At 72.1% G+C, this 24837-nt stretch carries 20 protein-coding genes; 6 read left to right on the forward strand and 14 right to left on the reverse strand.

Annotated features, from left to right (window positions below):
• Window positions 1-19: 19 nt before the first annotated feature.
• Window positions 20-571 (reverse strand): peptidoglycan DD-metalloendopeptidase family protein, encoded by a 552-nt coding sequence (locus tag ACFZB3_RS25765; RefSeq protein ID WP_391378960.1) that lies wholly within the window; start codon window positions 569-571, stop codon window positions 20-22.
• A gap of 382 nt (window positions 572-953) precedes the next feature.
• On the opposite strand from ACFZB3_RS25765, the gene ACFZB3_RS25770 reads away from it, so the two are divergent.
• The 3 genes from ACFZB3_RS25770 to ACFZB3_RS25780 all read left to right on the forward strand — a co-directional run bounded on the left by ACFZB3_RS25770 (window position 954) and on the right by ACFZB3_RS25780 (window position 7863).
• Window positions 954-4016 carry an NACHT domain-containing protein gene (locus tag ACFZB3_RS25770; RefSeq protein ID WP_391378963.1) on the forward strand — a complete coding sequence of 1021 codons (3063 nt, stop codon included), beginning with the start codon at window positions 954-956 and terminating at the stop codon, window positions 4014-4016.
• Between the two features lie 143 nt (window positions 4017-4159).
• Window positions 4160-4762, forward strand: a complete 603-nt coding sequence (locus ACFZB3_RS25775; protein WP_391378965.1) for an HAD family acid phosphatase — start codon at window positions 4160-4162, stop codon at window positions 4760-4762.
• A gap of 47 nt (window positions 4763-4809) precedes the next feature.
• Window positions 4810-7863, forward strand: a complete 3054-nt coding sequence (locus tag ACFZB3_RS25780) for an NACHT domain-containing protein (protein WP_391378967.1) — start codon at window positions 4810-4812, stop codon at window positions 7861-7863.
• A 72-nt stretch (window positions 7864-7935) separates the two neighbouring features.
• On the opposite strand, the gene ACFZB3_RS25785 is transcribed toward ACFZB3_RS25780, so the two are convergent.
• Window positions 7936-10461: an ATP-dependent Clp protease ATP-binding subunit gene (locus ACFZB3_RS25785; protein WP_362592826.1), complete on the reverse strand. Its 2526-nt coding sequence runs from the start codon at window positions 10459-10461 to the stop codon at window positions 7936-7938.
• Between the two features lie 430 nt (window positions 10462-10891).
• On the opposite strand from ACFZB3_RS25785, the gene ACFZB3_RS25790 reads away from it, so the two are divergent.
• The gene (locus ACFZB3_RS25790) at window positions 10892-11566 is read left to right on the forward strand and encodes an SCO3374 family protein (protein WP_391378970.1); all 675 of its coding nucleotides are present in this window, start codon (window positions 10892-10894) and stop codon (window positions 11564-11566) included.
• Here ACFZB3_RS25790 and ACFZB3_RS25795 read toward each other — a convergent pair.
• The 10 genes from ACFZB3_RS25795 to ACFZB3_RS25840 all read right to left on the reverse strand — a co-directional run bounded on the left by ACFZB3_RS25795 (window position 11545) and on the right by ACFZB3_RS25840 (window position 20168).
• A complete protein-coding gene (locus tag ACFZB3_RS25795; protein WP_391379777.1) occupies window positions 11545-11880 on the reverse strand; it encodes a histone-like nucleoid-structuring protein Lsr2 in 336 nt (111 codons plus the stop codon). The two genes, ACFZB3_RS25790 and ACFZB3_RS25795, sit on opposite strands and share 22 nt — an antisense overlap.
• Window positions 11881-12191: 311 nt before the next feature.
• Window positions 12192-12725 (reverse strand): amino-acid N-acetyltransferase, encoded by a 534-nt coding sequence (locus ACFZB3_RS25800; RefSeq protein ID WP_391378971.1) that lies wholly within the window; start codon window positions 12723-12725, stop codon window positions 12192-12194.
• A 9-nt stretch (window positions 12726-12734) separates the two neighbouring features.
• Window positions 12735-13148, reverse strand: a complete 414-nt coding sequence (locus ACFZB3_RS25805; RefSeq protein WP_391378974.1) for a BlaI/MecI/CopY family transcriptional regulator — start codon at window positions 13146-13148, stop codon at window positions 12735-12737.
• 164 nt (window positions 13149-13312) lie between these two features.
• Window positions 13313-13492, reverse strand: a complete 180-nt coding sequence (locus ACFZB3_RS25810; RefSeq protein WP_391378976.1) for a hypothetical protein — start codon at window positions 13490-13492, stop codon at window positions 13313-13315.
• Between the two features lie 84 nt (window positions 13493-13576).
• Complete coding sequence (locus ACFZB3_RS25815) at window positions 13577-14194, reverse strand: hypothetical protein (RefSeq protein WP_391379779.1); 618 nt, start codon at window positions 14192-14194, stop codon at window positions 13577-13579.
• A 480-nt stretch (window positions 14195-14674) separates the two neighbouring features.
• Window positions 14675-15472 carry a type III pantothenate kinase gene (locus tag ACFZB3_RS25820; protein ID WP_351714172.1) on the reverse strand — a complete coding sequence of 266 codons (798 nt, stop codon included), beginning with the start codon at window positions 15470-15472 and terminating at the stop codon, window positions 14675-14677.
• 4 nt (window positions 15473-15476) lie between these two features.
• A complete protein-coding gene (nadC, locus tag ACFZB3_RS25825; RefSeq protein ID WP_391378979.1) occupies window positions 15477-16454 on the reverse strand; it encodes a carboxylating nicotinate-nucleotide diphosphorylase in 978 nt (325 codons plus the stop codon).
• 5 nt (window positions 16455-16459) lie between these two features.
• Window positions 16460-18208 (reverse strand): L-aspartate oxidase, encoded by a 1749-nt coding sequence (locus tag ACFZB3_RS25830; protein WP_391378981.1) that lies wholly within the window; start codon window positions 18206-18208, stop codon window positions 16460-16462.
• On the reverse strand, window positions 18205-19206 hold the full coding sequence (gene panC / locus ACFZB3_RS25835) for a pantoate--beta-alanine ligase (protein WP_391378982.1): 1002 nt from the start codon (window positions 19204-19206) through the stop codon (window positions 18205-18207). Before panC ends, ACFZB3_RS25830 begins: the two co-directional genes overlap by 4 nt.
• The gene (locus ACFZB3_RS25840) at window positions 19203-20168 is read right to left on the reverse strand and encodes a DUF2520 domain-containing protein (RefSeq protein ID WP_391378984.1); all 966 of its coding nucleotides are present in this window, start codon (window positions 20166-20168) and stop codon (window positions 19203-19205) included. The genes panC and ACFZB3_RS25840 overlap by 4 nt, the downstream gene beginning before the upstream one ends.
• Window positions 20169-20357: 189 nt before the next feature.
• Here ACFZB3_RS25840 and ACFZB3_RS25845 point away from each other — a divergent pair, with 189 nt between their 5' ends.
• Entirely contained in the window at window positions 20358-21548 is a 1191-nt protein-coding gene (locus tag ACFZB3_RS25845) for a beta-eliminating lyase-related protein (protein ID WP_391378986.1), read from the forward strand.
• A gap of 140 nt (window positions 21549-21688) precedes the next feature.
• Window positions 21689-22789, forward strand: coding sequence for a DUF5937 family protein (locus ACFZB3_RS25850; RefSeq protein ID WP_391378988.1), 1101 nt, complete (start codon window positions 21689-21691; stop codon window positions 22787-22789).
• A 41-nt stretch (window positions 22790-22830) separates the two neighbouring features.
• Here the strand turns inward: ACFZB3_RS25850 and ACFZB3_RS25855 are convergent, their stop codons facing one another.
• Together ACFZB3_RS25855 and ACFZB3_RS25860 are read right to left on the reverse strand one after the other, a co-directional pair.
• Window positions 22831-23505 (reverse strand): response regulator, encoded by a 675-nt coding sequence (locus ACFZB3_RS25855; RefSeq protein ID WP_391378990.1) that lies wholly within the window; start codon window positions 23503-23505, stop codon window positions 22831-22833.
• A 75-nt stretch (window positions 23506-23580) separates the two neighbouring features.
• A complete protein-coding gene (locus ACFZB3_RS25860) occupies window positions 23581-24786 on the reverse strand; it encodes a histidine kinase (protein WP_391378991.1) in 1206 nt (401 codons plus the stop codon).
• Window positions 24787-24837 lie beyond the last annotated feature (51 nt).

A 24837-nucleotide genomic window follows, 5' to 3' on the forward strand; every position in this document is an offset into this window, starting at 1 on the left:
CGGCCGCCGGGCGCGCCCCCTAGAGGGTCACGCCCTTGGCGCGCAGGAAGGCGACGGGGTCGACCGCGGAGCCGTAGTTCGGGGTCGTACGGATCTCGAAGTGCAGGTGCGGGCCGGAGGAGTTGCCGGTGTTGCCGGAGAGGGCGAGGTGCTGACCGGTCCTGACGATCTGGCCGACCCTGACGTCGATGCGGGACAGGTGGGCGTACTGCGAGTACTGGCCGTTGCCGTGCTTGACGACGATGGCGTTGCCGTACGCGGGACCGTCACCGGCGCCGTTGCCGCCGGCCTTGACCACGGTGCCGCCGTGCGCCGCGACGACGTCGGTGCCGCTCGGCACCGCGAAGTCCTGACCGCTGTGCCTGGCGGTCCACATGCCGCCGGCCTGGTTGAAGGTCGCGGAGAGCGTGTACTTCTTCACCGGGTCGACCCAGGCCGCGGCGCTGGAGGTGGCGGCCGACGCGACCCCGGACCCCACCACGGCCGCGACCCCGACACCGGCGGCCAGAACGGCTGCCCGCTTGCGGAGCGAGGACGTACGGGGGGAACGGAAAGCGGCGCGCAGGGACATCGGAACCTCGTGGAGTAGGCAACAGGACCCCCCTCCGGCACCGGCCCGCAGGGGGCGGCCACCGAACGGGGCATCTCTTGGTAACCCGGAGCCGGGCCTTCGCCCAAGTCCCCGCATCCACGAGGCCCGCTAGTAGGAAAGCCGGGAATTGACTGTTTCTTGACATACACCCCTTGAGCGACCATTCCCTGCCCGACCTGGATATCTCGCCGACAATTCAGGGACAAAAGTTCCTTCAAGTCCGATATCGGGCTCTACTATCCCTCTTGGTAAGGGCTGTTTCGCCCGTGCGGTATGTCACCGGTCCCCGCGATCCGCACCCGCCGAAATGTGACGGGCACTACGCTGACCGGCATGCGCACGACTGCGGGGGTGGGCGCGGATGGATCCGGCGGTACTCGGCACGAAGCTCGCGTCGAGCCTGGTCGCTCCCCTGGTGAAGCGCCTCTTCGTACGTGACGCGGCCGGCGCCGGCCTGGTGGAACGGCCCGTACGGGTGTCCGCCCTGGTGTCCTTCCGGGGCGAGAAGCGCACGCTGGCCGAACCGGACGTGCACAAGATCGCCGGCGTCCTCGTCCGCGAGGCCCTCCGGTCCCCGGGGGAACACCCCTTCCCGGCCGACGAGGAGACAGCCGTCACCGACGCCCTCGCCCGCACCCTGCTCGCGCTCGGCGACCTCGACATGGACGACGTCCAGGCGGTCCGCCTCGGCCACGCCGAACTCGCCCGGGAGCTGCTGCGCCGGGCCCCGACGCAAGAGCTCTCCGCCGATGCCGGGCACTTCCTGCACTCGGCCACCGAGTGGGCCTGCGTGCACGTGGTCGACTTCTTCACCCGGCGCTCCTCCTTTGTCGCCCGCACCCTGGTGGAACAGGTCCGCGGCCAGGCCGAACTGATCGCCCGGGTGGACGAGCTGATCGCCCGCACCCCCCGCCGGGACGGGCGCGACAGCGCATTCGAGCGCCGCTACCTCGCGTACATCGCCAAGAAGCACAGCAAGCTGTTCATCTACGGCATCGACCTGATCAACTCCCCCGGCCGCTGGCCACTGGACGCCGCGTACCTGAGCCTGCAGGCGACCGCGCCCAGCGGCCTCGCCGAGGAGATCGTCTACTTCGACACGGCCCGGCGGAACGCGGAACGGACCCTCATCGCGGCGGAGAACGCGTTACGGCAGGCGGCGACCACAGGGCTGAGCCAGGCCGCGCGGGAGCGCGTCCAGCAGGCCAGGGCCACCCTCGAACACGCCGTCTACCGCACCGCCTCGCTGGCCGCCCTGCACCAGACCTCCCGCATCCCGCTCCCGGCGGACGAGGCCCTGGCCGACCACGAGCGCATCATGCTGCGGGGCGAGGCCGGATCGGGCAAGACCACCCTCATCCAGTGGCTGGCCGTCTCCGCCGCCCGCCCCGCCGGCGACAGCGGGCGCATGACATACCTGCGCGACCGCATCCCGTTCGTCCTGCCGCTGCGCTCCCTGACCCGGCACGGCGGGCGGCTGCCCGCACCCCGGCACTTCCTCGACGCGGTGGGCGCGGCGATCGCCGGGGAGCAGCCGGCCGGCTGGGAGGCACGGGTGCTGGCCGCCGGCCGGGGGCTCGTCCTCGTCGACGGCATCGACGAGGTACCCGAGGCCGAGCGGGCACTGGCCCGGGCCTGGCTGGTGGACCTGGTCGACGCCTATCCGGGCAACCGGTGGCTGGTCACCTCCCGGCCCGCCGCCGTCCGGGAGGACTGGCTGGCCGACGAGGCCTTCACCGAACTGGTGCTGTCCCCGATGCGGCCGGAGGACGTGGTCTCCTTCGTCCGGCGCTGGCACACCGCCGCCCGGCCGGCCGCACCCGGGGACGACAGCGACCTCGACCGCTACCAGGCCCAGCTGATCCATGCCGTACGCACGAAGCCCGATCTCGGCCGGCTCGCCACCAACCCCCTCATGTGCGGGCTGATCTGCGCCCTGCACCGCGACCGCCACGGCTTCCTCCCGCTCGGCCGCAAGGAGCTGTACGAGGCCGCCCTCACCATGCTGCTGGCCCGCCGCGACCGGGAGCGCGGGATGCCGAGCCCGGAACTGCGGGAGGAGCCGCAGCTGCAGATCCTGCAGCGGCTTGCGTACTGGCTCATCAAGGACGGCCGGACCGAGATGGCCCGGGAGCGGGCCGTAGCCGAGATCGACAAGGCACTGCCCGCCCTGCCCGAAGCGGCCGCGCTCGGCGACGCCGACACGGTGCTGGCCCATCTGCTGAACCGCAGCGGTCTGCTGCGCGCCCCGTCCACCGACACCATCGACTTCTGCCACCGCACCTTCCAGGACTTCCTGGGCGCCCGGGCCCTGCTCGACGAGGGCACCTTCGGGATGGTCCACAAGCATGCCGCCGACGACCAGTGGGAGGACGTCATCCGGATGGCGGTGGCCCAGGGCCGGCCGCGCGAGCGGGGTGAGGTCCTGGGCGAACTGCTGCGCGCGGACTCCCCGCGCGCCCTGCTGCTCGCCGCGTCCTGCCTGGAACAGGCCACCGAGCTGGACCCGTCGGTGCGCACCGCCATCGAGAACGGTGTCGCCGGGCTGGTGCCCCCGCCCGACCTGGAGTCCGCCTACGAACTGGCCGCCGTCGGCCCCCTGATCCTCGACTTCCTGCCCACCCCGGAGCAGCTCGCCCCCACCGGTGCGGAGTCCGGCACGGAGACCGGTCGGGAGACCGGCACGGGGACCCGCGCTGCCGACCGCGCCGCCGAGGCGGCCCACCTCTGCGTCATCACCGCCTCCCTGATCGGCACCGACACGGCGATCCCGTACCTCGCGGAGTTCGCCGGCCACCCCTCCTGGCGGGTCCGCAAGCAGCTCTCGGGCTCCTGGCACCGGTTCGACACGGAGGTGTACGGACGGGAGGTGATCGCCCGGCTCCGCCACGACGACCTCTACCTGGTCGCGCACTCCGCCGCCGAACTCGCGGCCGTCCGCGCGATGGGCGGCCGTCGCTGGATGCAGCTGGAGGGCGACTTCGCCCCGGAGGACCTGACAGCCCACCTGGACCCGGACCAGCTGACCCGGCTCGACCTGCGCGGCACCGTCCGGGACCTGTCGGTCCTGGCCCGTTTCCCCCGGCTGGAGACGCTGTACATCACCGAGTGCCCGCCCGAGGTCTTCCTCGCCGGCCTGACGGAGCTGCCAGTGCTCACCCAGGCGGGACTGTCGGCCCAGCACGCCGCCGTCTCCGCTCAGGCGGGGCTCGTCCTCCCCCAGGTCACCACTCTCCACGTCTACGACCTCGGCACGGAACGGCAGTTGAGGTCCCTGCCGCCCGCCTTCCCGGCGCTGCGCGTGCTGCGCCTGCTGCTGCGGCCGGGCTACGACCCCCGCAAGGACAGCGGGCTGCTGACCGAGCTGTTCCCCGGAGTGTCGGTACGGGTGGCCGAGGCGGCCCGGCGCGGCAACCACGAGTGAGGTCCACGGCCCGCACCGTGTGACCGGCCTCTCAGCCGGGATTACCCTCCAGTAACCCCGCGGTTCCCCCCGCGCCACCCGGGCCTCAGATCATGCACCTGCCATCCGGCACGCCTACGGACGTGAGAGGACACCCCACACCGATGACCACAGGCACCTGGATCCGCCGCACAGCCGTCACCGCCGTCTCCGTGGCCGCACTCGCCGGACTGGCCGCGCCGGCCCAGGCCGCGACCGAGAGCAGCTCCGCCACGGTCGACTACGCCACCTGGCAGCAGGACTGCCAGTCCGTGATGGACCAGGCCCTGCCCTACCTCAAGCAGCGCATCGCCGCGGCCGAGCCGGGCGAGAAGCAGGCGATCGTCTTCGACATCGACAACACCACGCTGGAGACCGACTTCGGCTTCAGCTTCCCCCAGCCGGCCAACAAGCCGGTCCTGAACGTCGCCAAGTACGCCCAGGAGCACGGCGTCTCCCTGTTCTTCGTCACCGCCCGCCCCGGCATCATCTACCTGCCGACCGAGTACAACCTCGAACACGACGGCTACCAGGTCTCCGGCCTCTACGTCCGCGGCTTCCTCGACCTCTTCAAGGACGTCGCCGCCTACAAGACCGCCCAGCGCGTCGACATCGAGAACAAGGGCTACGACATCATCGCGAACATCGGCAACAGCGCCACCGACCTCTCGGGCGGCCACGCCGACAAGACGTTCAAGCTGCCCGACTACAACGGCCAGTTGTCGTAACTCACCGCTAGGCTCCATCCGTTCGCGGAAATCACGGGGGTGGGCGGATGGAGCCGGCGGTACTGGGCGGCAAGCTGGCATCGAGCCTGATGGGCCCGCTGCTGAAGAAGCTGTTCGTGGCGGACGGGCCGGGCGCGGGGCTGGTGGACCGGCCGGTGCGGCTGAAGGACCTGGTGTCGTTCCGGGGCGAGAAGCGGGTGCTGGTCGAGAAGGACGTGCACAAGCTGGCGGAGCACCTGGTCCGGCAGGCGGTCGACTCGCCCGGTGAGCCGCCCTTCCGGGCCGACGAGCGGATCGCCGTCGCCGACGCCCTCGCCCGCCGGCTGCTCGCCCTCGGCGACCTGGACATGGACGACGTCCAGGCCGTACGGCTCGGCCACCGCGAACTCGCCCGGACACTCACGCGCTCGGCACCCGTGCCCGACGGGCTCTCCGCCGACGCCGGCCACTTCCTCGGCTCCGCGACGGAGTGGGCCTGCCTGCAGATCCTGGAGTTCTTCACCCGCCGCTCCACCTTTGTCCCCCGCACCCTCGTGGAACAGACCCGGGCCCAGAGCGAACTCATCGCGAAGACCGACGAGCTGCTTGCCCGCACCCCGCGCCCCGACGCCCGCGACACCGCCTTCGAGCGCCGCTACCGCGCCTACGTCGCCGAGCGCCACAACCACCTCACCATCTACGGCATCGACCTGCGGGACTCCCCCGACCGCTGGCCGCTCGAAGTGGCCTACCTGAGCCTGGAGGCGACCGCCGCCGAGGACCGCCCCGTCCCCGGCGACGGCCCCGGCGCGGCCCCGGTCACCGTGCAGCTCCCCGCCGAGCAGGCCCTGCTCGGCCACGACCGCGTCCTGCTGCGCGGCGACGCCGGCTCCGGCAAGACGACGCTGGTCCAGTGGCTGGCGGTGACGGCGGCCCGCGAGGGCGCGCACGTCCCGTACGTCCTGCCGCTGCGCACCGTGATCCGCGGCGCGGACCCCTTCCCCGCCCCCGCGGCCTTCCTGACGGCGGTGGGCTGCCCGCTGTCGGCGCCCGAGGGCTGGGCGGAGCGCGTCCTCACCGCGGGCCGCGGCCTGGTCCTCGTCGACGGGCTGGACGAGCTCCCCGCCAACGACCGGCACCGCGTCCGCGACTGGCTGGTCTCCCTCGTCCACGCCTTCCCGGGCAACCGCTGGCTGCTGACCTCCCGTCCCACCGCGGTCCGCCCCGACTGGCTCGCCGCACAGGGCTTCCGCGAGCTGACCCTCGCCCCCATGCGCCGCACGGACGTGGCGACCTTCGTCCACCGCTGGCACACGGCGGCCGACGCCGGGCAGTTCGAGGGCCCGCTCCTCGACTCCCTGCGCACCAAACGCGACCTGGCCCGCCTCGCCACCAACCCCCTGATGTGCGGCCTGATCTGCGCCCTGCACCGGGAGCGCCGCGGCTATCTCCCCACCGGCCGCAAGGAGTTGTACGACGCCGCCCTCACGATGCTGCTGACACGCCGGGACCGGGAGCGGGGCCTGCCGGTGGTGGACGAGGTGGAGCTGGGCGAGGAGGCCCAGCTGGAGCTGCTGCAACGCCTCGCGTACGCGCTGGTGCTGAGCGGCCGCACCGAGATGGACCTGGACACGGCCGAGTCGATCGTGGACCGCAGCCTGCCGGTCGTCGCCCTGCACCGCAACCGGCACGCCCGGACCGTGCTGCGCACCCTGCTCCTGCGCAGCGGACTGGTCCGCCGGCCCGCCGACGGCGTCCTGGACTTCGTCCACCGCACCTTCCAGGACTATCTCGGCGCCCGGTACGCGGTGGCGGAGGGCCACCTGGACGTCCTCGCCGGCCACGCGGACGACACCCAGTGGGAGGACGTGATCCGGATGGCCGTGGCCCACGCCCGGCCCGGGGAACGGGCCTCGCTGCTACGGCGGTTGCTCGCCGCTCGGTCGCCCCGGCTGACCCTGCTGGCGCTGGCCTGTCTGGAGCATGCGGTGGCACTGGACGCTGACGTGCGGGCGGAGGTGGAGCGGCGGGCGGCGGAGCTGATCCCGCCGCGGACCACGGAGGACGCGAAGGTGCTCGCGGAGGCCGGGCCCCTGGTGCTGGAGCTGCTGCCGGGACCCGAGGGGCTGACGGCGGAGGAGGCGCGGAGCGTCGCCGTCACCGCCTCGCTGCTCGGCGCCGAGGAACCGGAGGGAGCCCTCGCGGTGCTGCGCCGGTTCCGCGACCACCCGGACCTCAAGGTGCGCCGGCAGCTGGTGGGGACCTGGAGCCGCTTCGACACCGCGGCCTACGCGGCAGAGGTGCTGGACGAGCTGCCCCGCGGCGACCTCTACCTCACCTGCGAGTCCGCCGAGCAGCGGGCCGCTCTGACCGGGATGCGGCCCTGGCAAGGTCTCACGTTCCTGGGCAGCCACTCGGTCGGAGAGATCCTGGACGCGGTCCGCGAGCCCGGCGCGGTGACCCTCCTCGACCTGCGGGACAACCCGCTCCTCACCGACCTGGGCGAGCTGTCGCCCTTCGGGGCCCTGCGCGAGCTGATGCTGGCCCGCTGTCCGGCGGCGGACGGCCTGGAGCGGCTCGCGGAGCTGCCGCTCGCCGAGCTGGTCTGCGGGCAGATCGCCGACGTCACGGGCCTGCGGTCGCTGGGCTCGCTGGTCCGGCTCAGCGTGGAACAGGAGCTCCCCGGCGACAGCCTCGTCGAGGTGCTGCCCGTCGACGCGCCGCTGGAGTTCCTCTTCCTCGGCCGGAACAGCACGAACCGCACCGGACTGCGCGGCCTGGAGCACTGGACCACCCTCACGGAACTCAGCCTCGGACCACTGACCACGGACCTGACGGCAGCGGACTGGGAGGAGGTGACCGCGCTGCCCGGGCTGCGGACCCTGCATCTGAACGCGCGGATCCTGCGGGAGCTGCCGCGCTCCGTCAAACGCATGCCGGAACTCTCCGGGGTCAAGGCACTGCGCGTCCCCGGGCTGCTCGGCATCGAGGACCTCTCCGTCCTGGCACGCCGGCTGCCCTCGGTGCGCCGCCTGACCCTGCAGACCATGCCGGGGCACGTCTTCCCGGAGCGCATCCCCCAGCTCTTTCCCACGGCGGACGTCGTCCGGGTGAAACGCTGAAACGGGGCCGGTGCTGAAAGCACCGGCCCCGTTCCGTTCGGCTTCAGGTCCACGGCCGCACGGCCGTGAGGCCTACGCCTCCTTGCTCAGGTTCGGTCCGGCTCCGCCGGCCGCCTGCTCGATCGGCGGGACGTCGGGGAGGGCCGACTTCTCCTCGCCGCGGAAGGTGAAGGTCTTGGTGTCGCCCTCGCCCTCCGTGTCGACGACCACGATGTGACCGGGGCGCAGCTCGCCGAAGAGGATCTTCTCCGAGAGCGTGTCCTCGATCTCGCGCTGGATCGTGCGACGCAGCGGACGCGCGCCCAGCACCGGGTCGTAGCCCTTCTTGGACAGCAGCTCCTTGGCGGACTGGGAGAGCTCGATGCCCATGTCCCGGTCCTTGAGGCGCTCGTCCACCTTGCCGACCATCAGGTCGACGATCCGCAGGATGTCCTCCTGCGTCAGCTGCGGGAAGACGACCACGTCGTCGACGCGGTTGAGGAACTCGGGCCGGAAGTGCTGCTTGAGCTCGTCCTGGACCTTGTTCTTCATGCGCTCGTAGTTGGACTTCGTGTCGCCCGTGGCCGCGAAGCCCAGGTTGAAGCCCTTGGAGATGTCCCGGGTGCCGAGGTTGGTCGTCATGATGATGACCGTGTTCTTGAAGTCCACGACCCGGCCCTGGGAGTCGGTCAGGCGACCGTCCTCCAGGATCTGCAGCAGCGAGTTGAAGATGTCCGGGTGGGCCTTCTCGACCTCGTCGAAGAGGACCACCGAGAACGGCTTGCGCCGCACCTTCTCCGTCAGCTGGCCGCCCTCCTCGTAGCCCACGTAGCCGGGGGGCGAACCGAAGAGACGCGACACCGTGTGCTTCTCGCTGAACTCCGACATGTCGAGGGAGATCAGCGCGTCCTCGTCACCGAAGAGGAACTCGGCGAGGGCCTTGGACAGCTCGGTCTTACCGACACCGGACGGGCCGGCGAAGATGAACGAGCCACCGGGGCGCTTCGGGTCCTTCAGACCGGCACGCGTACGGCGGATCGCCTTCGACAGCGCCTTGACGGCGTCGACCTGGCCGATGACCCGCTTGTGGAGCTCGTCCTCCATGCGGAGCAGTCGGGAGGACTCCTCCTCGGTCAGCTTGAAGACGGGGATGCCGGTGGCCGTGGCGAGGACCTCGGCGATCAGCTCGCCGTCGACCTCGGCGACGACGTCCATGTCGCCGGCCTTCCACTCCTTCTCCCGCTTGGCCTTGGCGGCCAGGAGCTGCTTCTCCTTGTCGCGGAGGGAGGCGGCCTTCTCGAAGTCCTGCGAGTCGATCGCGGACTCCTTGTCCCGGCGGACGGCGGCGATCTTCTCGTCGAACTCGCGGAGGTCCGGCGGCGCGGTCATCCGGCGGATGCGCATCCGGGAACCGGCCTCGTCGATCAGGTCGATCGCCTTGTCCGGCAGGAAGCGGTCCGAGATGTACCGGTCGGCCAGGGTGGCGGCCTGGACCAGCGCCTCGTCCGTGATGGAGACCCGGTGGTGGGCCTCGTACCGGTCACGCAGACCCTTGAGGATCTCGATGGTGTGCGGCAGGGACGGCTCGGCGACCTGGATGGGCTGGAAGCGGCGCTCCAGGGCCGCGTCCTTCTCCAGGTGCTTGCGGTACTCGTCCAGGGTGGTGGCACCGATGGTCTGCAGCTCACCGCGGGCCAGCATCGGCTTCAGGATGGAAGCCGCGTCGATGGCGCCCTCGGCGGCACCCGCACCGACCAGCGTGTGCAGCTCGTCGATGAACAGGATGATGTCGCCGCGGGTGCGGATCTCCTTGAGCACCTTCTTCAGGCGCTCCTCGAAGTCACCGCGGTAGCGGGAGCCGGCGACCAGGGCGCCGAGGTCGAGGGTGTAGAGGTGCTTGTCCTTGAGGGTCTCGGGCACCTCGCCCTTGACGATGGCCTGGGCGAGGCCCTCGACGACGGCGGTCTTGCCGACGCCGGGCTCACCGATCAGGACCGGGTTGTTCTTGGTACGGCGGGACAGCACCTGCATGACCCGCTCGATCTCCTTCTCGCGCCCGATGACCGGGTCGAGCTTGGACTCACGAGCGGCCTGGGTGAGGTTCCGGCCGAACTGGTCGAGGACCAGGGACGTCGAGGGGGTGCCCTCGGCAGGCCCGCCTGCGGTGGCGGTCTCCTTGCCCTGGTAGCCGGAGAGCAGCTGGATGACCTGCTGCCGCACCCGGTTGAGATCTGCGCCCAGCTTGACCAGGACCTGGGCGGCGACGCCCTCGCCCTCACGGATCAGGCCGAGCAGGATGTGCTCCGTGCCGATGTAGTTGTGACCCAGCTGAAGGGCCTCCCGGAGCGACAGCTCCAGGACCTTCTTGGCACGGGGGGTGAAGGGGATGTGCCCGGACGGGGCCTGCTGGCCCTGGCCGATGATCTCCTCCACCTGCTGGCGGACCGCCTCGAGCGAAATCCCGAGGCTCTCAAGGGCCTTGGCGGCGACACCCTCACCCTCGTGGATCAGGCCCAGGAGGATGTGCTCGGTGCCGATGTAGTTGTGGTTGAGCATCCGGGCTTCTTCCTGAGCCAGGACGACAACCCGCCGCGCGCGGTCGGTGAACCTCTCGAACATCGTTAATCGCTCCTCAGAGCGGTCAGGCAGTGGGGGGAACTTCCCCTCCCTGTCCTTCCGCAGCTTAGTCCCGCAAGCGGGGACCGCTCATTCCAACTGCCGACACCGTCGATGGCCTCCTGACCCCGAACGCCGACATCTGCTCCAACCCGATGGTGCGAGACGATGTTCCCGCAGGCCAGGCAGTTACCCCTTCCGCCAGTACGCCGATGGCGAACGTGAGACGGCCTCGTCTGCGTGTCGCCCCCTCCCACTAGGGATGTCTTACCCGCAGCTACTGACAGTCCATGCCGTGGGCCCCCGGTCCCTCCGCTACGGGCGAACAACCTTGCGTCCCTCCGGACCTCCGCACGCCCCCTCTTCGGGAACTGTGCGCAGCCGTACGCGCACCCAGCGTAACCTGCGCGGCTTCCGGACGGTTGCGCCTGGTATGGCTGGCACAGCGCCTCTGGCCGCTTCAACGGTCCCTCACCCCCGTCGTCCGTTCGATTCCGCTTCCGAGTGCGGCGCCGGTTCCGGCACGGTCCGGCACTGGTACGAGAACGATCTGGGGTGGGCAACAGTGCCCGCGGTGCCCGGAGAGCCGCTACGGCTGGTCACGGGCGTGCGTTTCGACGTGCTGGAGATGCCGGCGCGGGCGGGGGCAGGGGCGCTCAGGCACCTGGTGCCGGGCTCTCCGGTGGCCCTTCAGGGCGGCCGGATGCGGCTGCTGGTGGCGGCGGGCAGCGCGGAGGAGCTGCCGGGGCTGCTGGCCTGGCTGGAGTGGGGCGCACCGGCCCTCGATCTCGGCCTGCGGGCGCTGGGCGCCGGGGGCGCGATGGACGCGCCGGTCCGGCCCGGCCCGGCGGTCACCGGGATCCGGCCGTCTTCCGGATCCCCCGGGGGCCCGGGCGGGCCCGTGCAGGGGGCCGCCGTCTGGTTGCGGCCCCCCGAGTCGGGGTGCGAGGTCGAGGCCTCGCTGCCGACGCTGTCGGCCATGGGGGGCGTTGGGGGCGCCCCCGATCTCGTACGACTGGTGAACACGGTGGCCACGGAGTGCCACCGGGTCCGGCTGCGGCGCGTGGGCCGCGGGCCGGATGACAGTCAGACGTTCGCGTCCTCGTAGGCCTGGCGAATCGTCGCCGGAACACGGCCACGGTCGTTGACGTCGTAACCGTTCTCCTTGGCCCACGCGCGAATCTGCGCGGTGTCCTGGCTGCCGCCGGAAGCCGCACGGGCCTTTCCGCGTCCGCCCGAAGCACGGCCACCGGTACGCCGGCCGCCCTTGACATACGGGTCGAGAAGGCCGCGCAGCTTGTCCGCATTGGCGGTCGTGAGGTCGATCTCGTACGTCTTGCCGTCCAACGCGAACGTCACGGTCTCGTCCGCCTCGCCGCCGTCGAGGTCGTCGACAAGAAGGACCTGAACCTTCTGTGCCACCGGATTTCCTTTCATCGATAACTTCAGGGCCGGGGTCTGCGGCGCCCGCCGTTTCGCCGCCCCCTGTTATATGCAGTACTGCAGTACGTCGGAAAGCAAACCGCTTTTGCGGGAAAAACACAAACCCCCGGGAGAGATCGAGGGGCCCGCTCCCACCCGGAAACATGCGCGTTTCGGACATAGGGCACCTGGGCAAGGGGCGATGCCCGGAATAGCAGGCCGATCTCCGCCCGATCTCCGGCCCATCACTGTCCATCACTGGCGCCATCTCCGCCCCGATGGCCCTTGTCCGCCGCGATCCCTCTCGGCGATCACAGATGCAGAAGCATCCGGCTGTTGCCCAAGGTGTTCGGTTTCACTCGTTCGAGTCCGAGGAACTCCGCGACTCCCTCGTCATAGGAACGCAGCAGCTCCGCGTAGACATCGGTGTCCACGGGTGTCTCGCCGATCTCCACGAAGCCGTGCTTCCCGAAGAACTCGACTTCGAAGGTCAGACAGAAAACACGGCGAACACCAAGCCAACGTGCGGTCTCCAGCAACTTCTCCAGCAACTGATGACCGACACCGGCGCCCTTGAGACCCCGGTTCACCGCGAGAGTGCGTACTTCCGCGAGGTCTTCCCACATCACGTGCAGTGCGCCGCAGCCGACCACCTCGGCGTTGTCGTCGCGTTCCGCGACCCAGAACTCCTGGATGTCCTCGTAAAGCGTCACCGTGGCTTTGTCGAGCAGGATGCGGTCGCGAACGTACGCGTCGAGGAGGCGGCGCACGGCCGGGACATCGCTGGTCCGGGCCCGCCGGACGGTGATGGCTTTTGCGGTGACTTCGGGGCGCGTCGCTGACATGAGCGGACGCTATCGCCCGCCGGCGTCCGCCACGGAGCCGGGGTTCTCCTCTTGCGGAGCTTCCCGCTCTTCCCTCTCTTCGCGCCGCTCCCGGCTATCCGGGCCCTGCACGATGCGTACTGCGTCCTGCAAGGCCTGCCGCTGTTCGTCGCTCATCATCCCGAAGAAGGCGACGAGTGCGGCGGCCGGGTTGTCACTCTGCGACCACGCGTCGTTCATCAGGGCGGCGGCGTAGGCGGCCCGGGTGGAGACGGCCTCATATCGATAGGCGCGTCCTTCGGCCTCCCGCCGGACCCAGCCCTTCTGATGGAGATTGTCCAGAACGGTCATCACCGTGGTGTACGCGATGGACCGTTCCTGCTGAAGGTCTTCCAGGACTTCTCGAACGGTCACCGGGCGGTTCCACTTCCACACCCGCGTCATGACCGCGTCTTCGAGTTCTCCCAATGGGCGAGGCACAGCTCAGAACAATAGTGGGAGATCCCGCCAATGGCCTGCCGGACGTGCACTTTCACCAACAAAGGCGAACAAAAAGGGCGTACGGCTCGGAAAGTGCGGTCCGCCCCGGACGGCCGCCGCCCCGGCCCTCAGACGCCGTCGGTCTTGGAGACGGCGGCCCGGCGGGCGTTCTCGGCGAAGGCGGCGTCGACGGCGGCGTCCTCCTTGGCCTTGGCGGCCCCGCCCTGGGTCTTCACGATCACCCGGACCAGGCCGATGAAGAAGATGGCCATGACGACCGGAGGCAGGAGCGCGGAGACGTAGTCCATGGGTCCAGGGTAGCCACGGAGTACCGGGCGAAAGGGGCGGGGTGGGCCAACCACTCCGCAACCCCCCGCCAACTGCCGTTTTCCTCAGCCCGCGGCGAGTTGCTGCGGGGGCCCGGCCGGCGGCGCGGCGGGCCGGCGGCGCGGGAAGACCTCGCCCGGGGTGGGAATGGGCCGCTTCGGCGCGGAGGGCTCGGGAGCCGCGGGCCGCGGGGCGGGCCGCTCCGCGGGCTTCTCCCTGGGTTTCTTCTCCGGCTCCTTGGCCACCCCGCCCGGCAGGGCCGTCAGCCGGACCCTGGAGGCCGGAACGGCCGGTGCCGGTACCTTGCGCGCCCCCTGGGCGAGCCGGGCCCGCACGTCGCGCTCGGCGAGGTCCTGGCAGCGGCCGAGCAGCGCCGCGGCGCCGGTGTTCCCGCGCAGCGCCCGCAGCGCGGTGAGGTCGTCCGGGGTGGGCCGGTGCCCGGCCCCCAGCGCCTCCTCCAGGAGGGCGAGGTAACCGGCGGCGGTCCCCGGCAGGGCGGCCCGGTACCGGGCCAGATCGGCCACCAGAAAGGCACGCAGCCGGGCCCCCTCGCCGATCGCCTCGTCGAGCGACTCGGCGAGCCGATGACAGTCCTTGACGTCCTCGGCGGAGACGGGACCGGGGTGAAGGGCGAGGGCGAGAGCACGGCGGAGCACACGCAGCTCCTCCGCACCGAACACCATGCCGCCGCGGGATCCGTATGGCGTGGGCATGGACCGAAGATACGCGTAAATCAGACAAACTCGACATACCGAACGGGTGTGGCGCGACAGGGCCACCCACCTGGCCGCCGCCGACCGATGACGCCCGTCCGGCGTCCGAGGACGAGAGCCGGCCAGCACCACAACTCAGCCCGCCCGGCGTTTGAGGACGACAGCCGACCTGCACCACGACTCAGCCCGTCCGGCGTTTGAGGACGACAGCCGACCTGCACCACAACTCAGCCCGTCCGGCGTCCGAGGACGAGAGTTGGCCAGCACCACGACTCAGCCCGTCCGGCGTTTGAGGACGAGGCCGTTCAGGCCGATGCGGGGGTCCGGGGGCGGCAGCCCCCGAACAGCGCGGCGGTCGCGACCGGGGGGTCGAAGGGGGCGCACCCCCTTCAGGACGGGACGGGTAGGGGCGGCGGGGGCGAAGAACCCGCGCCCGCCCCCACCGGCCGCTCACATCCGCGACACGTTCCGCTCGTACACCAGCCGCAGCCCCACCAACGTCAGCCACGGCTCGTGCTCGTCGATCACCGAGGACTCCCCGAGGACCATCGGCGCCAGCCCACCGGTGGCGATCACCGTCACATCGTCCGGATCGTCCGCCAACTCCCGCGCCATCCGCCCGACCACCCCGTCGACCTGCCCGGCGAACCCGTACACGATGCCCGCCTGCATGGCCTCCACCGTGTTCTTCCCGATCACGCTCCGCGGCCGCGCCACCTCGATCTTGCGCAGCTGCGCGCCCCGGACGCCCAGCGCCTCCACCGAGATCTCGATACCGGGCGCGATCACACCCCCGACGTACTCCCCGCGCGCGGACACCGCGTCGAAGGTCGTCGCCGTCCCGAAGTCGACGACGATCGCCGGCCCCCCGAACAGCTCGACGGCGGCGACCGCGTTGATGATCCGGTCGGCGCCGACCTCCTTGGGGTTGTCGGTGAGGATCGGCACCCCGGTCTTCACCCCGGGCTCCACCAGCACCGCCGGCACGTCGCCGTAGTACCGCCGGGTGACCTCGCGCAGCTCGTGCAGCACGCTCGGCACGGTCGCGCAGATCGCGATCCCGTCGATGCCGTCGCCGAGCTCGTCGCCGAGCAGCGGGTGCATGCCCATCAGGCCCTGGAGGAGCACCGCCAGCTCGTCGGCGGTACGGCGCGCGTCCGTGGAGATGCGCCAGTGCTCGACGATGTCCTCGCCGTCGAAGAGCCCGAGGACGGTGTGGGTGTTGCCGACGTCGATGGTGAGGAGCATGGGGTCACTCCGCCTCGCGCAGGTCCAGGCCGATGTCCAGGATCGGCGAGGAGTGGGTGAGGGCGCCGACGGCCAGGAAGTCCACGCCGGTGTCGGCGTACGCCCGCGCGTTGTCCAGCGTGAGCCGCCCGGACGCCTCCAGGAGCGCGCGCCCGTCGACGATGGCGACGGCCTCCTCGCACTCCATCGGCGTGAAGTTGTCCAGCAGGATCAGGTCGGCGCCCGCGTCGACGACCTCGCGCAGCTGGTGCAGGGTGTCGACCTCGACCTCGATCGCCAGCTCCGGGAAGGCCTCGCGGACGGCCTTGAAGGCCTGGCCGACGCCGCCGGCGGCGACCACGTGGTTGTCCTTGACCAGGGCCGCGTCGGAGAGCGACATGCGGTGGTTGACGCCGCCGCCGCTGCGCACCGCGAACTTCTCCAGGGACCTGAGCCCCGCGGTGGTCTTCCGGGTGTCACGCACGCGTGCCCGCGTGCCCTCCAGCGCGTCCGCCCACGCGCGCGTGGCGGTCGCGATGCCGGACAGCCGGCACAGGATGTTCAGCGCGCTGCGCTCGGCGGTGAGCAGGTCCCGGGTGCGGGTGGTGATCGACAGCAGCGGCTGCCCGGCCTCGACCCGGTCGCCGTCCTCGACGTGCCGCTCGACCTCGAACTCGTCGGTGCAGACCACCGAGACCACGGCCTCGGCGACCCGGAGGCCCGCGACGACGCCGGCCTCGCGCGCGACGAAGTCGCCGGTCGCCACGGCCTCCTCGGGGATGGTCGCGACGGTCGTCACGTCCACGCCGCCCGCCAGGTCCTCCTGGATGGCCACGTTGGCGATGTCCTCGACCTCGATGGGGTCGAGCCCGGCCGCGGCCAGCAGTTCGGCGAGCGCGGGGTCGAGCCCGCACTCCAGGTACTCCTCGTCGCCCTCGGCGCCACAGGCACAGCCGTCGCCGCAGCCGCCGCCGTCGGCGAGGGGAAGGTCGTTGGTGCTCACGTCTGTCACTGCTCCTGGTGTGGCTGGTGCGGCCGGGTAGGGGGGAAGTCTGCGGTGTCGGTGGTGCCCACGGCCAGCGTCCGGTCGGGATTCAGCCGTACGACGATGTGGCGCCCCCACCGGGCGTCGTCGCGGTCGGCGTGGTCCTCGCGCCAGTGGCAGCCGCGGGTCTCCTCGCGGCGGCGGGCCGCCTCGACGAGCACGCGCGCGACGCACAGGAGGTTGGTGGCCTCCCAGGTGTCGACGCCGGGCTCGGCGGTCTTGCCGTTCTCGTCCAGGGCGTCGCGGGCCTCCGCGTGCAGCCGCTGGAGCTGTACGGCGGCCCTGGCCAGGGACTCCTCGGAACGCAGCACGCCGGCGCCCTCGGTCATGGTCCGCTGGATGGCGAACCGGGTCTCGGGGGCGAGCAGCGGGTGCGCGGGCTTCTCGGGGTGCGGGACCGGTGCGGGCACCCGCGCGTGCAGGCCGTGGTCCGCGCGGGCCGCCGTGATGTCGGCGGCGATGCGCTCGGCGTAGACGAGGCCTTCGAGGAGGGAGTTGGAGGCGAGCCGGTTCGCGCCGTGCACGCCGGTGCACGCGACCTCGCCGCACGCGTAGAGCCCGGGCACGGTCGTGCGCCCGCGCGCGTCGGTGCGTATGCCCCCGGAGGCGTAGTGGGCGGCCGGTGCTATCGGGATGGGCTCGGTGACCGGGTCGATGCCGTTGGCCCGGCAGGCGGCCAGGATGGTCGGGAAGCGGTGCTCCCACATGTCGGCGCCGAAGTGCCGGGCGTCGAGGTACATGTGCTCGGCGTCCTGCTCCTGCATGCGCCGCATGATGCCCTTGGCGACGACGTCCCGGGGCGCCAGTTCGGCGAGTTCGTGCTGCCCCACCATGAAGCGGACGCCGTCGGCGTCGACCAGGTGGGCGCCCTCGCCGCGCACCGCCTCGGAGACCAGCGGCTGCTGGCCCTCCGCGTCGGGGCCGAGGAAGAGCACGGTCGGGTGGAACTGCACGAATTCGAGGTCGCTGACCTCCGCGCCCGCGCGCAGGGCCAGTGCCACGCCGTCGCCGGTCGACACGGACGGGTTGGTGGTCGCGGAGAACACCTGGCCCATGCCGCCGGTGGCGAGGACGACCGCGGGGGCGTGCACGGCGCCCACGCCGTCGTGCTGGCCCTCGCCCATGACGTGCAGGGTGACACCGGCCGTACGGCCCTCGGCGTCGGTCAGCAGGTCCAGGACGAGCGCGTTCTCGAAGGTGCGCAGCCCACGCGCGCGTACCGCCTCGACGAGGGCCCGGGAGACCTCGGCGCCGGTGGCGTCGCCGCCCGCGTGCGCGATCCGGCGCCGGTGGTGGCCGCCCTCGCGGGTGAGGTCGAGGCCGCCCTCGGAGGACTCGTCGAAGATGGCACCGGTGTCGATGAGCCGCCGTACCGCGCCGGGGCCCTCGGTGACGAGGATCCGTACGGCGTCCTCGTCGCAGAGGCCGGCGCCGGCCACCAGGGTGTCCGCGAGGTGCTGCTCGGGGGTGTCGCCCTCGCCGAGGGCCGCGGCGATGCCGCCCTGCGCCCAGCGGGTGGAGCCGTCGTCCAGGCGGGCCTTGGTGACGACGACCGTGGTGAGCCCGGCGGCCTGGCAGCGCAGGGCCGCGGTCAGGCCGGCCACCCCGGACCCGACGACGACCACGTCCGCCGAGATGCTCCACCCGGGGGCGGGCGCGTGCAGTCGTATGCCGGTGCTGGTGCCTGTGCTGCTGGTGCCTGTGCTGGTCACGAGGCGGCTCCGAGGGTTCCGAAGGTGAGCGGAAGGTTGTCGATCAGCCGGGTCGTCCCGACCCGGGCGGCGACGGCGAGGACGGCCTCTCCGGTGAAGTCGTCGTCGATCTCGGTGAAGTCGGACGGGTCGACCAGGGCGAGGTAGTCCAGTTCGAGCGGCGGGTCGTAGTGGACGGCCTCGTCCAGGACCTGCCGGGCGGCCGCGCGGACCGCCGCGGCGGCGTTGGGCACGGCCTTGGCGACGGCGTGCGCGTCGGCGGCCGCGCGGGACTCCCCTATGGCGCTGAGCGCCTCGGCGCGCGCCCGCGTGGACGGCACTTCGCGCGCCCGCGCGCGCAGCGCCTCCTGCGCCGCGTGCCGGTCGCGGCCGGCGAACAGCGCCCGGGACAGCGTGAGCGCCGTGCGCCGGTCGTCGGCCGACAGGTAGCGGTTGCGGCTGGACAGCGCGAGCCCGTCGGCCTCGCGCACGGTCGGCACGCCGACGATGTCGATGCCGAAGTTCAGGTCGCGCACCATGCGCCGGATCACGGCCAGCTGCTGGGCGTCCTTCTGCCCGAACAGGGCCGCGTCGGGCCGGGTCAGGTGCAGCAGCTTGGCGACGACGGTGAGGACGCCGTCGAAGTGCCCGGGGCGGGAGGCGCCCTCCAGGCGCGTGCCCATCGACCCGGCGCTGACCCGCACCTGGGGCTCCCCGCCCGGGTAGACCTCGTCGGCGGAGGGGGCGAACACCACGTCCGCACCGGCCTGCTCGGCGATCTTCAGGTCGGCGTCCAGGGTGCGCGGGTAGCGGTCGAGGTCCTCGCCGGCACCGAACTGGAGCGGGTTGACGAAGACCGTGACGACGACCTCGCCGTCCGGGCCCGCGATCTCGCGCGCGGCACGGATCAGGGTGGCGTGGCCCTCGTGCAGGGCGCCCATCGTCATCACGACGGCGCGGCGGCCTTGCCGCACACGCGCGTGCAGTTCCTCGGCGGTATGGAGCAGGGCGGTGCTCATCGGGGGTTCCCCTCGGTGCCGTTGGTGCCGGTCGGGCCGGTGCCGCCGTCGGCGCCGTGCGCGTTCTTGGCCAGGACACCGAGCAGGTCCTCGGCGAGCTCCGGCTTCAGCAGACCGTGCGCGAGCGCGCGGTCGGCCGTCGCGCGGGCCATCGCCAGGTAGCCGTCCACGGCCTGCGGGGCATGCCTGCGCAACTCCGTGACGTGCGCGGCGACGGTGCCCGCGTCCCCGCGCGCGACCGGCCCGGTCAGCGCCGCGTCACCGGAGCGCAGGGCGTTGTCCAGGGCGGCGCCGAGCAGCGGGCCGAGCATCCGGTCGGGGGCCTCCACGCCGGCGGTGCGCAGCAGCTCCATGGCCTGGGCGACCAGGGTGACCAGGTGGTTGGCGCCGAGGGCGAGGGCCGCGTGGTAGAGCGGGCGGTTCTCCTCGAAGATCCACTCCGGTTCGCCGCCCATCTCGATGACCAGGGCCTCGGCGGCCAGCCGCAGCTCCTCGGGCGCGGTGACCCCGAACGAGCAGCCCGCCAGCCGCTGCACGTCCACCGGCGTCCCGGTGAAGGTCATCGCCGGGTGCAGGGCCAGCGGCAGGGCGCCCGCCCGCAGGGCCGGGTCCAGGACCCTCGCGCCGTACCGCCCGGAGGTGTGCACGAGCAGCTGGCCGGGCCGTACGGCACCGGTCTCGGCGAGGCCGGCGACCAGGCCGGGCAGGGCGTCGTCGGGGACGGTCAGCAGGACCAGGTCGGCGCGCCGGAGGACCTCGGCGGGGGATACCAGCGGGACGTCGGGCAGCATCGTCTCGGCGCGCCGCCGGGAGGCGTCGGAGACCCCGGAGACGGCCACCGGGCGGTGCCCGGCGAGCTGGAGGGACGCGGCCAGCGCGGGGCCCACCCGGCCCGCGCCGACGACGCCGACGGTGAGCCGCGCGGGGCGTTCACTCGGGTCTGGCTGTTGGACTGTACTCACGCGAGGGTGGCCTTCCCGTTCCAGTCCGCTCTGGGTACCGGACGATTTCTCGTCATGTTAACGCTATCCGGTCCGGGGCCGATCGGTCGTCCACAGGCTGTGGGTGACGGGTCACACCGGTGACGGGTCACACCGGTGGTGCGGAAAAATGACGAGCCCCTGACCAGGTGCCACGGCATCATCCACGGCATGAGTGATACGGCCACGGCCCAGGACGAGCAGCCGAAGGAACCCCTGTCGGCGGAGGACCGGATGCGGGAGCGGCGCTCCGCCGCCTATCGGGGTGCCACCCGCGTCCTCGCGCGCGTGGGCGCGCGGGCTTCGCTCCGCGAACGGCTCGCGCTGCTCCAGGAGGCGGCCCCCGAGGTGTACGACCTGGACGCACCGGCGGACGTCTACGGCAACGGTGTCGTGGAGGCCCTGGAGCGGCGCGTCGCGGCCCTGCTGGGCACGGAGGCCGCCGCGTTCTTCCCGACCGGCACGATGGCCCAGCAGGTCGCCCTGCGCTGCTGGGCGGCCCGCACCGGCAACCCCACGGTCGCCGTGCACGCCCTCGCCCACCCCGAGGTGCACGAGCGCAACGCCTTCCGCGAGGTGGCCGGCCTGCGCACCGTACGCGTCACCGGCGAGCCCCGGCTCCCCACCGCCCAGGAGATACGCGACTTCGCGGAGCCCTTCGGGGCGCTGATGCTGGAGCTGCCCCTCAGGGACGCCGGTTTCGTCCTGCCCTCCTGGGACGAGCTGACGGAGCTGGTGGAGGCGGCGCGGGAACGCGACGCGGTGGTGCACTTCGACGGCGCGCGCCTGTGGGAGTCCACCGTCCACTTCGGGCGCTCCCTGCCCGAGATCACGGACCTGGCGGACAGCGTCTACGTGTCGTTCTACAAGTCCCTCGACGGCTTCGGCGGCGCCGCGCTGGCCGGCCCGAAAACCCTGGTCGAGGAGGCGAAGACCTGGCGCCACCGCTACGGCGGCATGATCTTCCAGCAGTTCCCGACCGCCCTGGCGGCCCTGGCCGGCCTGGACCACGAGCTGCCCCGCCTCCCGGACTACGTCCGCCACGCGCGCGTGGTCGCCACGGCCCTGCGGGACGGCTTCGCCGGGTCGGGCGTCCCCTGGTTCCGCATCCACCCGGAGGAACCGCACACCCACCAGTTCCAGGTCTGGCTGCCGTACGAAGCCGACGTACTGCTGGACGCGGCGGTACGCCAGGCCGAGGAGACCGGCACCTACCTCTTCCCCGGCTTCTGGGACCCGAAGGGCCCGGGCCTGTCCATGACCGAGGTGACGGTGGCGGAGGCGGGCCTGGAGTGGACGGCGGCGGACGTGCGGGCGGCGGTCGCGGACTTCGCGAAGCGGTTGCCTGCACCGCTCCTTTAGGGGCGCGGGGAACCGCTCCTCTAGGGGCGCGGGGAACCGCGCGACCAGCCACACTCCACCCGCACCCGCCGCCGAACCGCACCCGGCACCCCGGTAGGCGCCCGTCCCACCGACGCCGGGGAGGGATGCAGGATGGTGACATGAGCGTACGTATCGACATCCCGGGCCTACGGCCCGAGAGCGTCACCGTCGTGCCCTCGCCGCTCGCGGAGCTCGGCATGGCGCTGCACGCCCTGTCCGAGCCCGGCCACCATCCCGGCCTGCAGGGCTGGGCGACCGGCGTCACCGCCCGCATGGAAGCGCACCTGGCCGACCGGATGTGCGAGGCGGACTTCCTGTGGCGGACGACGTTCTCGGACCTGTTCCTGCCGTACGCGGCCGTGCCGGGCGCCCTCCCGGCCGGCACGCTCGCGGCGGAGCTCGACCAGCTGGACAAGCTGACGGACGAGCAGTTCGTCGACGCGGCCCTGGAGTTCGCGTGCGTGCTCACGTACGCCACGCAGGCACCGGCGCTCCTGTCGGATCCCGCCGGGCGCCGCAGGGCGCTTGAGGCGGCCGCCTCGCGGGGCCCGCAACAGGCCCGGTTCGCCCGGTGGCTGCTGGACGACCCGCCGGGCGTACGCGCGTGGCTGCGCCGGTTCCTGGAGGACTGCGCCGCCGCGTTCTTCGACGACGCCTGGTCACGGCTGCGCCCCCAGCTGGAGGCCGACGCCCGGCACAAGACGGAGCTGCTGCGCCGCAAGGGGCTGGCCGAGGCGCTGGCGGCGGTCTCGCCCGCCGTGACGCTCGACGGGACGGGCGCGCGGATCACCGTGGACAAGCTCACCGACGGCCACGCGCGCGTGGCGGCCGACGGCCTGCTGCTGGTGCCCACCAGCCTGGGCCGGCCGCACCTGATGGTGCTGCACCGCTACGGCTGGCAGCCGGTGCTGCACTACCCGGTCGGCTCGCCGGAACTCGCCCCGCCCGCGTCCGTGGAGGAGCTGACGCTCCGGATGGCGGCGCTCTCCCATCCCGTGCGGATGCGGCTGTGCCGGCATCTGGCACGCAGCGCGTACACCACCGGCGAGCTGGCGCAGATGCACGGCCTGTCGGCGCCGGAGGTGTCCCGGCACCTGGGCGTGCTCAAGAAGGCGGGCCTGGTCACGACGCGCCGCCGCGGCCGGTACGTCCTGCACCAGCTGGACGTCACGGTCGTCGCCCGGCTGGGCAGCGACTTCCTGGAGGGGATGCTCCGCTGAACGCCGCGCGGGAAGCGGGAAGGGGCGCTGCCGGGGCAGCGTCAGCCGTGTCCGCCGCCCGCCCGCACCAGCCCCGTCTCGTAGGCCAGCACGACCACCTGCACGCGGTCACGGAGCCCGAGCTTGGTCAGGATGCGGCCCACATGGGTCTTCACGGTCGCCTCGGACAGCACCAGCCGGCCCGCGATCTCGCCGTTCGACAGGCCCTGCGCGACCAGCACCATCACCTCGCGCTCGCGCTCGGTGAGCCGCTCCAGTTCCTGGTGCCGGGGCTCCTTGCCGGCGGACGGCAGCATCGGCGCGAAACGGTCGAGGAGGCGCCGGGTGGTGGAGGGCGCGACCACGGCGTCGCCGCTGTGCACGGAACGGATGGCGGCCAGCAGTTCACCCGGGGGCACGTCCTTGAGCATGAATCCCGAGGCACCCGCCTTCAGCCCCGAGAAGGCGTACTCGTCGAGGTCGAAGGTGGTCAGGATGAGCACCTTGGGCGGGTCGGCCTGCTCGCAGATGCGCCGGGTGGCCTCCACGCCGTCCAGCTTGGGCATGCGCACATCCATCAGGACGACGTCCACGGCGGTGGACTTCAGCACCTGGAGGGCCTCGACGCCGTCGCCCGCCTCCGCGACGACCTCCATGTCCGGCTGGGCCGCGAGCACCATCCGGAACCCGGTGCGCAGCAGCACCTGGTCGTCGACGAGCATCACGCGGATCGTCATCGGGTCCTCTTCCGTTTTCTTGCGGCCGTTCGGCCTGGGGGCGTGACAGGTGTCAACCGGGGGCGTGCGTCCGCGTCAATGCGCTGGTTTGAGCGGCAGCAGGGCACTGATGCGGAATCCTCCGCCAGGGCGGGGGCCCGCGTCGAGGGTGCCGCCCACCATGCCGACGCGCTCGCGCATGCCGATCAGGCCGTGTCCCTGGCCGTCGGCGCCGCCCTCCTCGTACATCTCGTGCGGGGCGCCCTTGCCGTCGTCCTCGACCAGCAGGCCGAGTCCGTCGTCGAAGTAGACCAGCCGCACGCTGGCACCCGTGTTGGGGCCACCGTGCTTGCGGGTGTTGGTGAGCGCCTCCTGCACGATCCGGTACGCCGTGAGCTCGACGCCGCTGGGCAGCGGCCGCGGGGTGCCCTCGACCTTGAAGTCGACGGGCAGACCGGAGGTGCGGCACTGCTCGATGAGGTCGTCGATCTGCTCGACGTCGGGCTGCGGGACGTACTCGCCGACCTCCTTGTGCTCGCCGGTGCGCAGCACGCCCAGCAGGCGGCGCATCTCGGCGAGGGCCTGGCGGCCGGTGGAGGAGATCGTCTCCAGGGCCTTCTTGGCCTGGTCGGGGGCGGCGTCGAGGACGTAGGCGGCGCCGTCGGCCTGGACCACCATCACCGACACGTTGTGCGCGACCACGTCGTGCAGCTCGCGCGCGATCCGGGCGCGCTCCGCGGCGACCGCGACCTTGGCCTGCGCCTCGCGCTCCTTCTCCAGCCGGGCGGCCCGCTCCTCCAGCTGCGCGAAGTAGGCGCGGCGGGTGCGCATGGAGTCGCCGAGCACCCAGGCGAGCACGAACGGCACCGTCTGGAACAGCACGATCGCCACGTGCCCCGGGAAGCTCGCCTCCTGCTGCGGCCACCTGATCTGGGCCAGGGGCGCGGCGCCCAGCCCCGCGTAGAGGCCGAACCGGGACGCCCAGCGCGCGCCGACGGCGGCGTTCGTGCACACGATCACCAGCATGGCGAAGTTGGCGACGGTCGTCTCCACGTCCAGCACCAGCTGGGCCAGGCCGGTCGCCGCGGCCAGCAGCAGCATCGGCTCCGGGAAGCGGCGGCGCAGCGCGACGACGACGCCCATCACGACGGACACGGCCAGCATGGCGGCCCTGGATCCGTGGTGCTGCTGGGCCTCACCGAGCTTCCAGATGCTCGCGCCGGAGATCCCGAGCAGGACGACGGCCCAGAAGCTGTCGACCCATGTCGGGTGCCTGCGGAGGAAGTCATAGAGGCGCTGCACGTAACCCAGAGTAGGGAAGCGTGATAGGTGCAGGGGTCAACCGGAGGGCCG

The organism is Streptomyces sp. NPDC008092, from assembly GCF_042957285.1.
Taxonomy (GTDB): domain Bacteria; phylum Actinomycetota; class Actinomycetes; order Streptomycetales; family Streptomycetaceae; genus Streptomyces.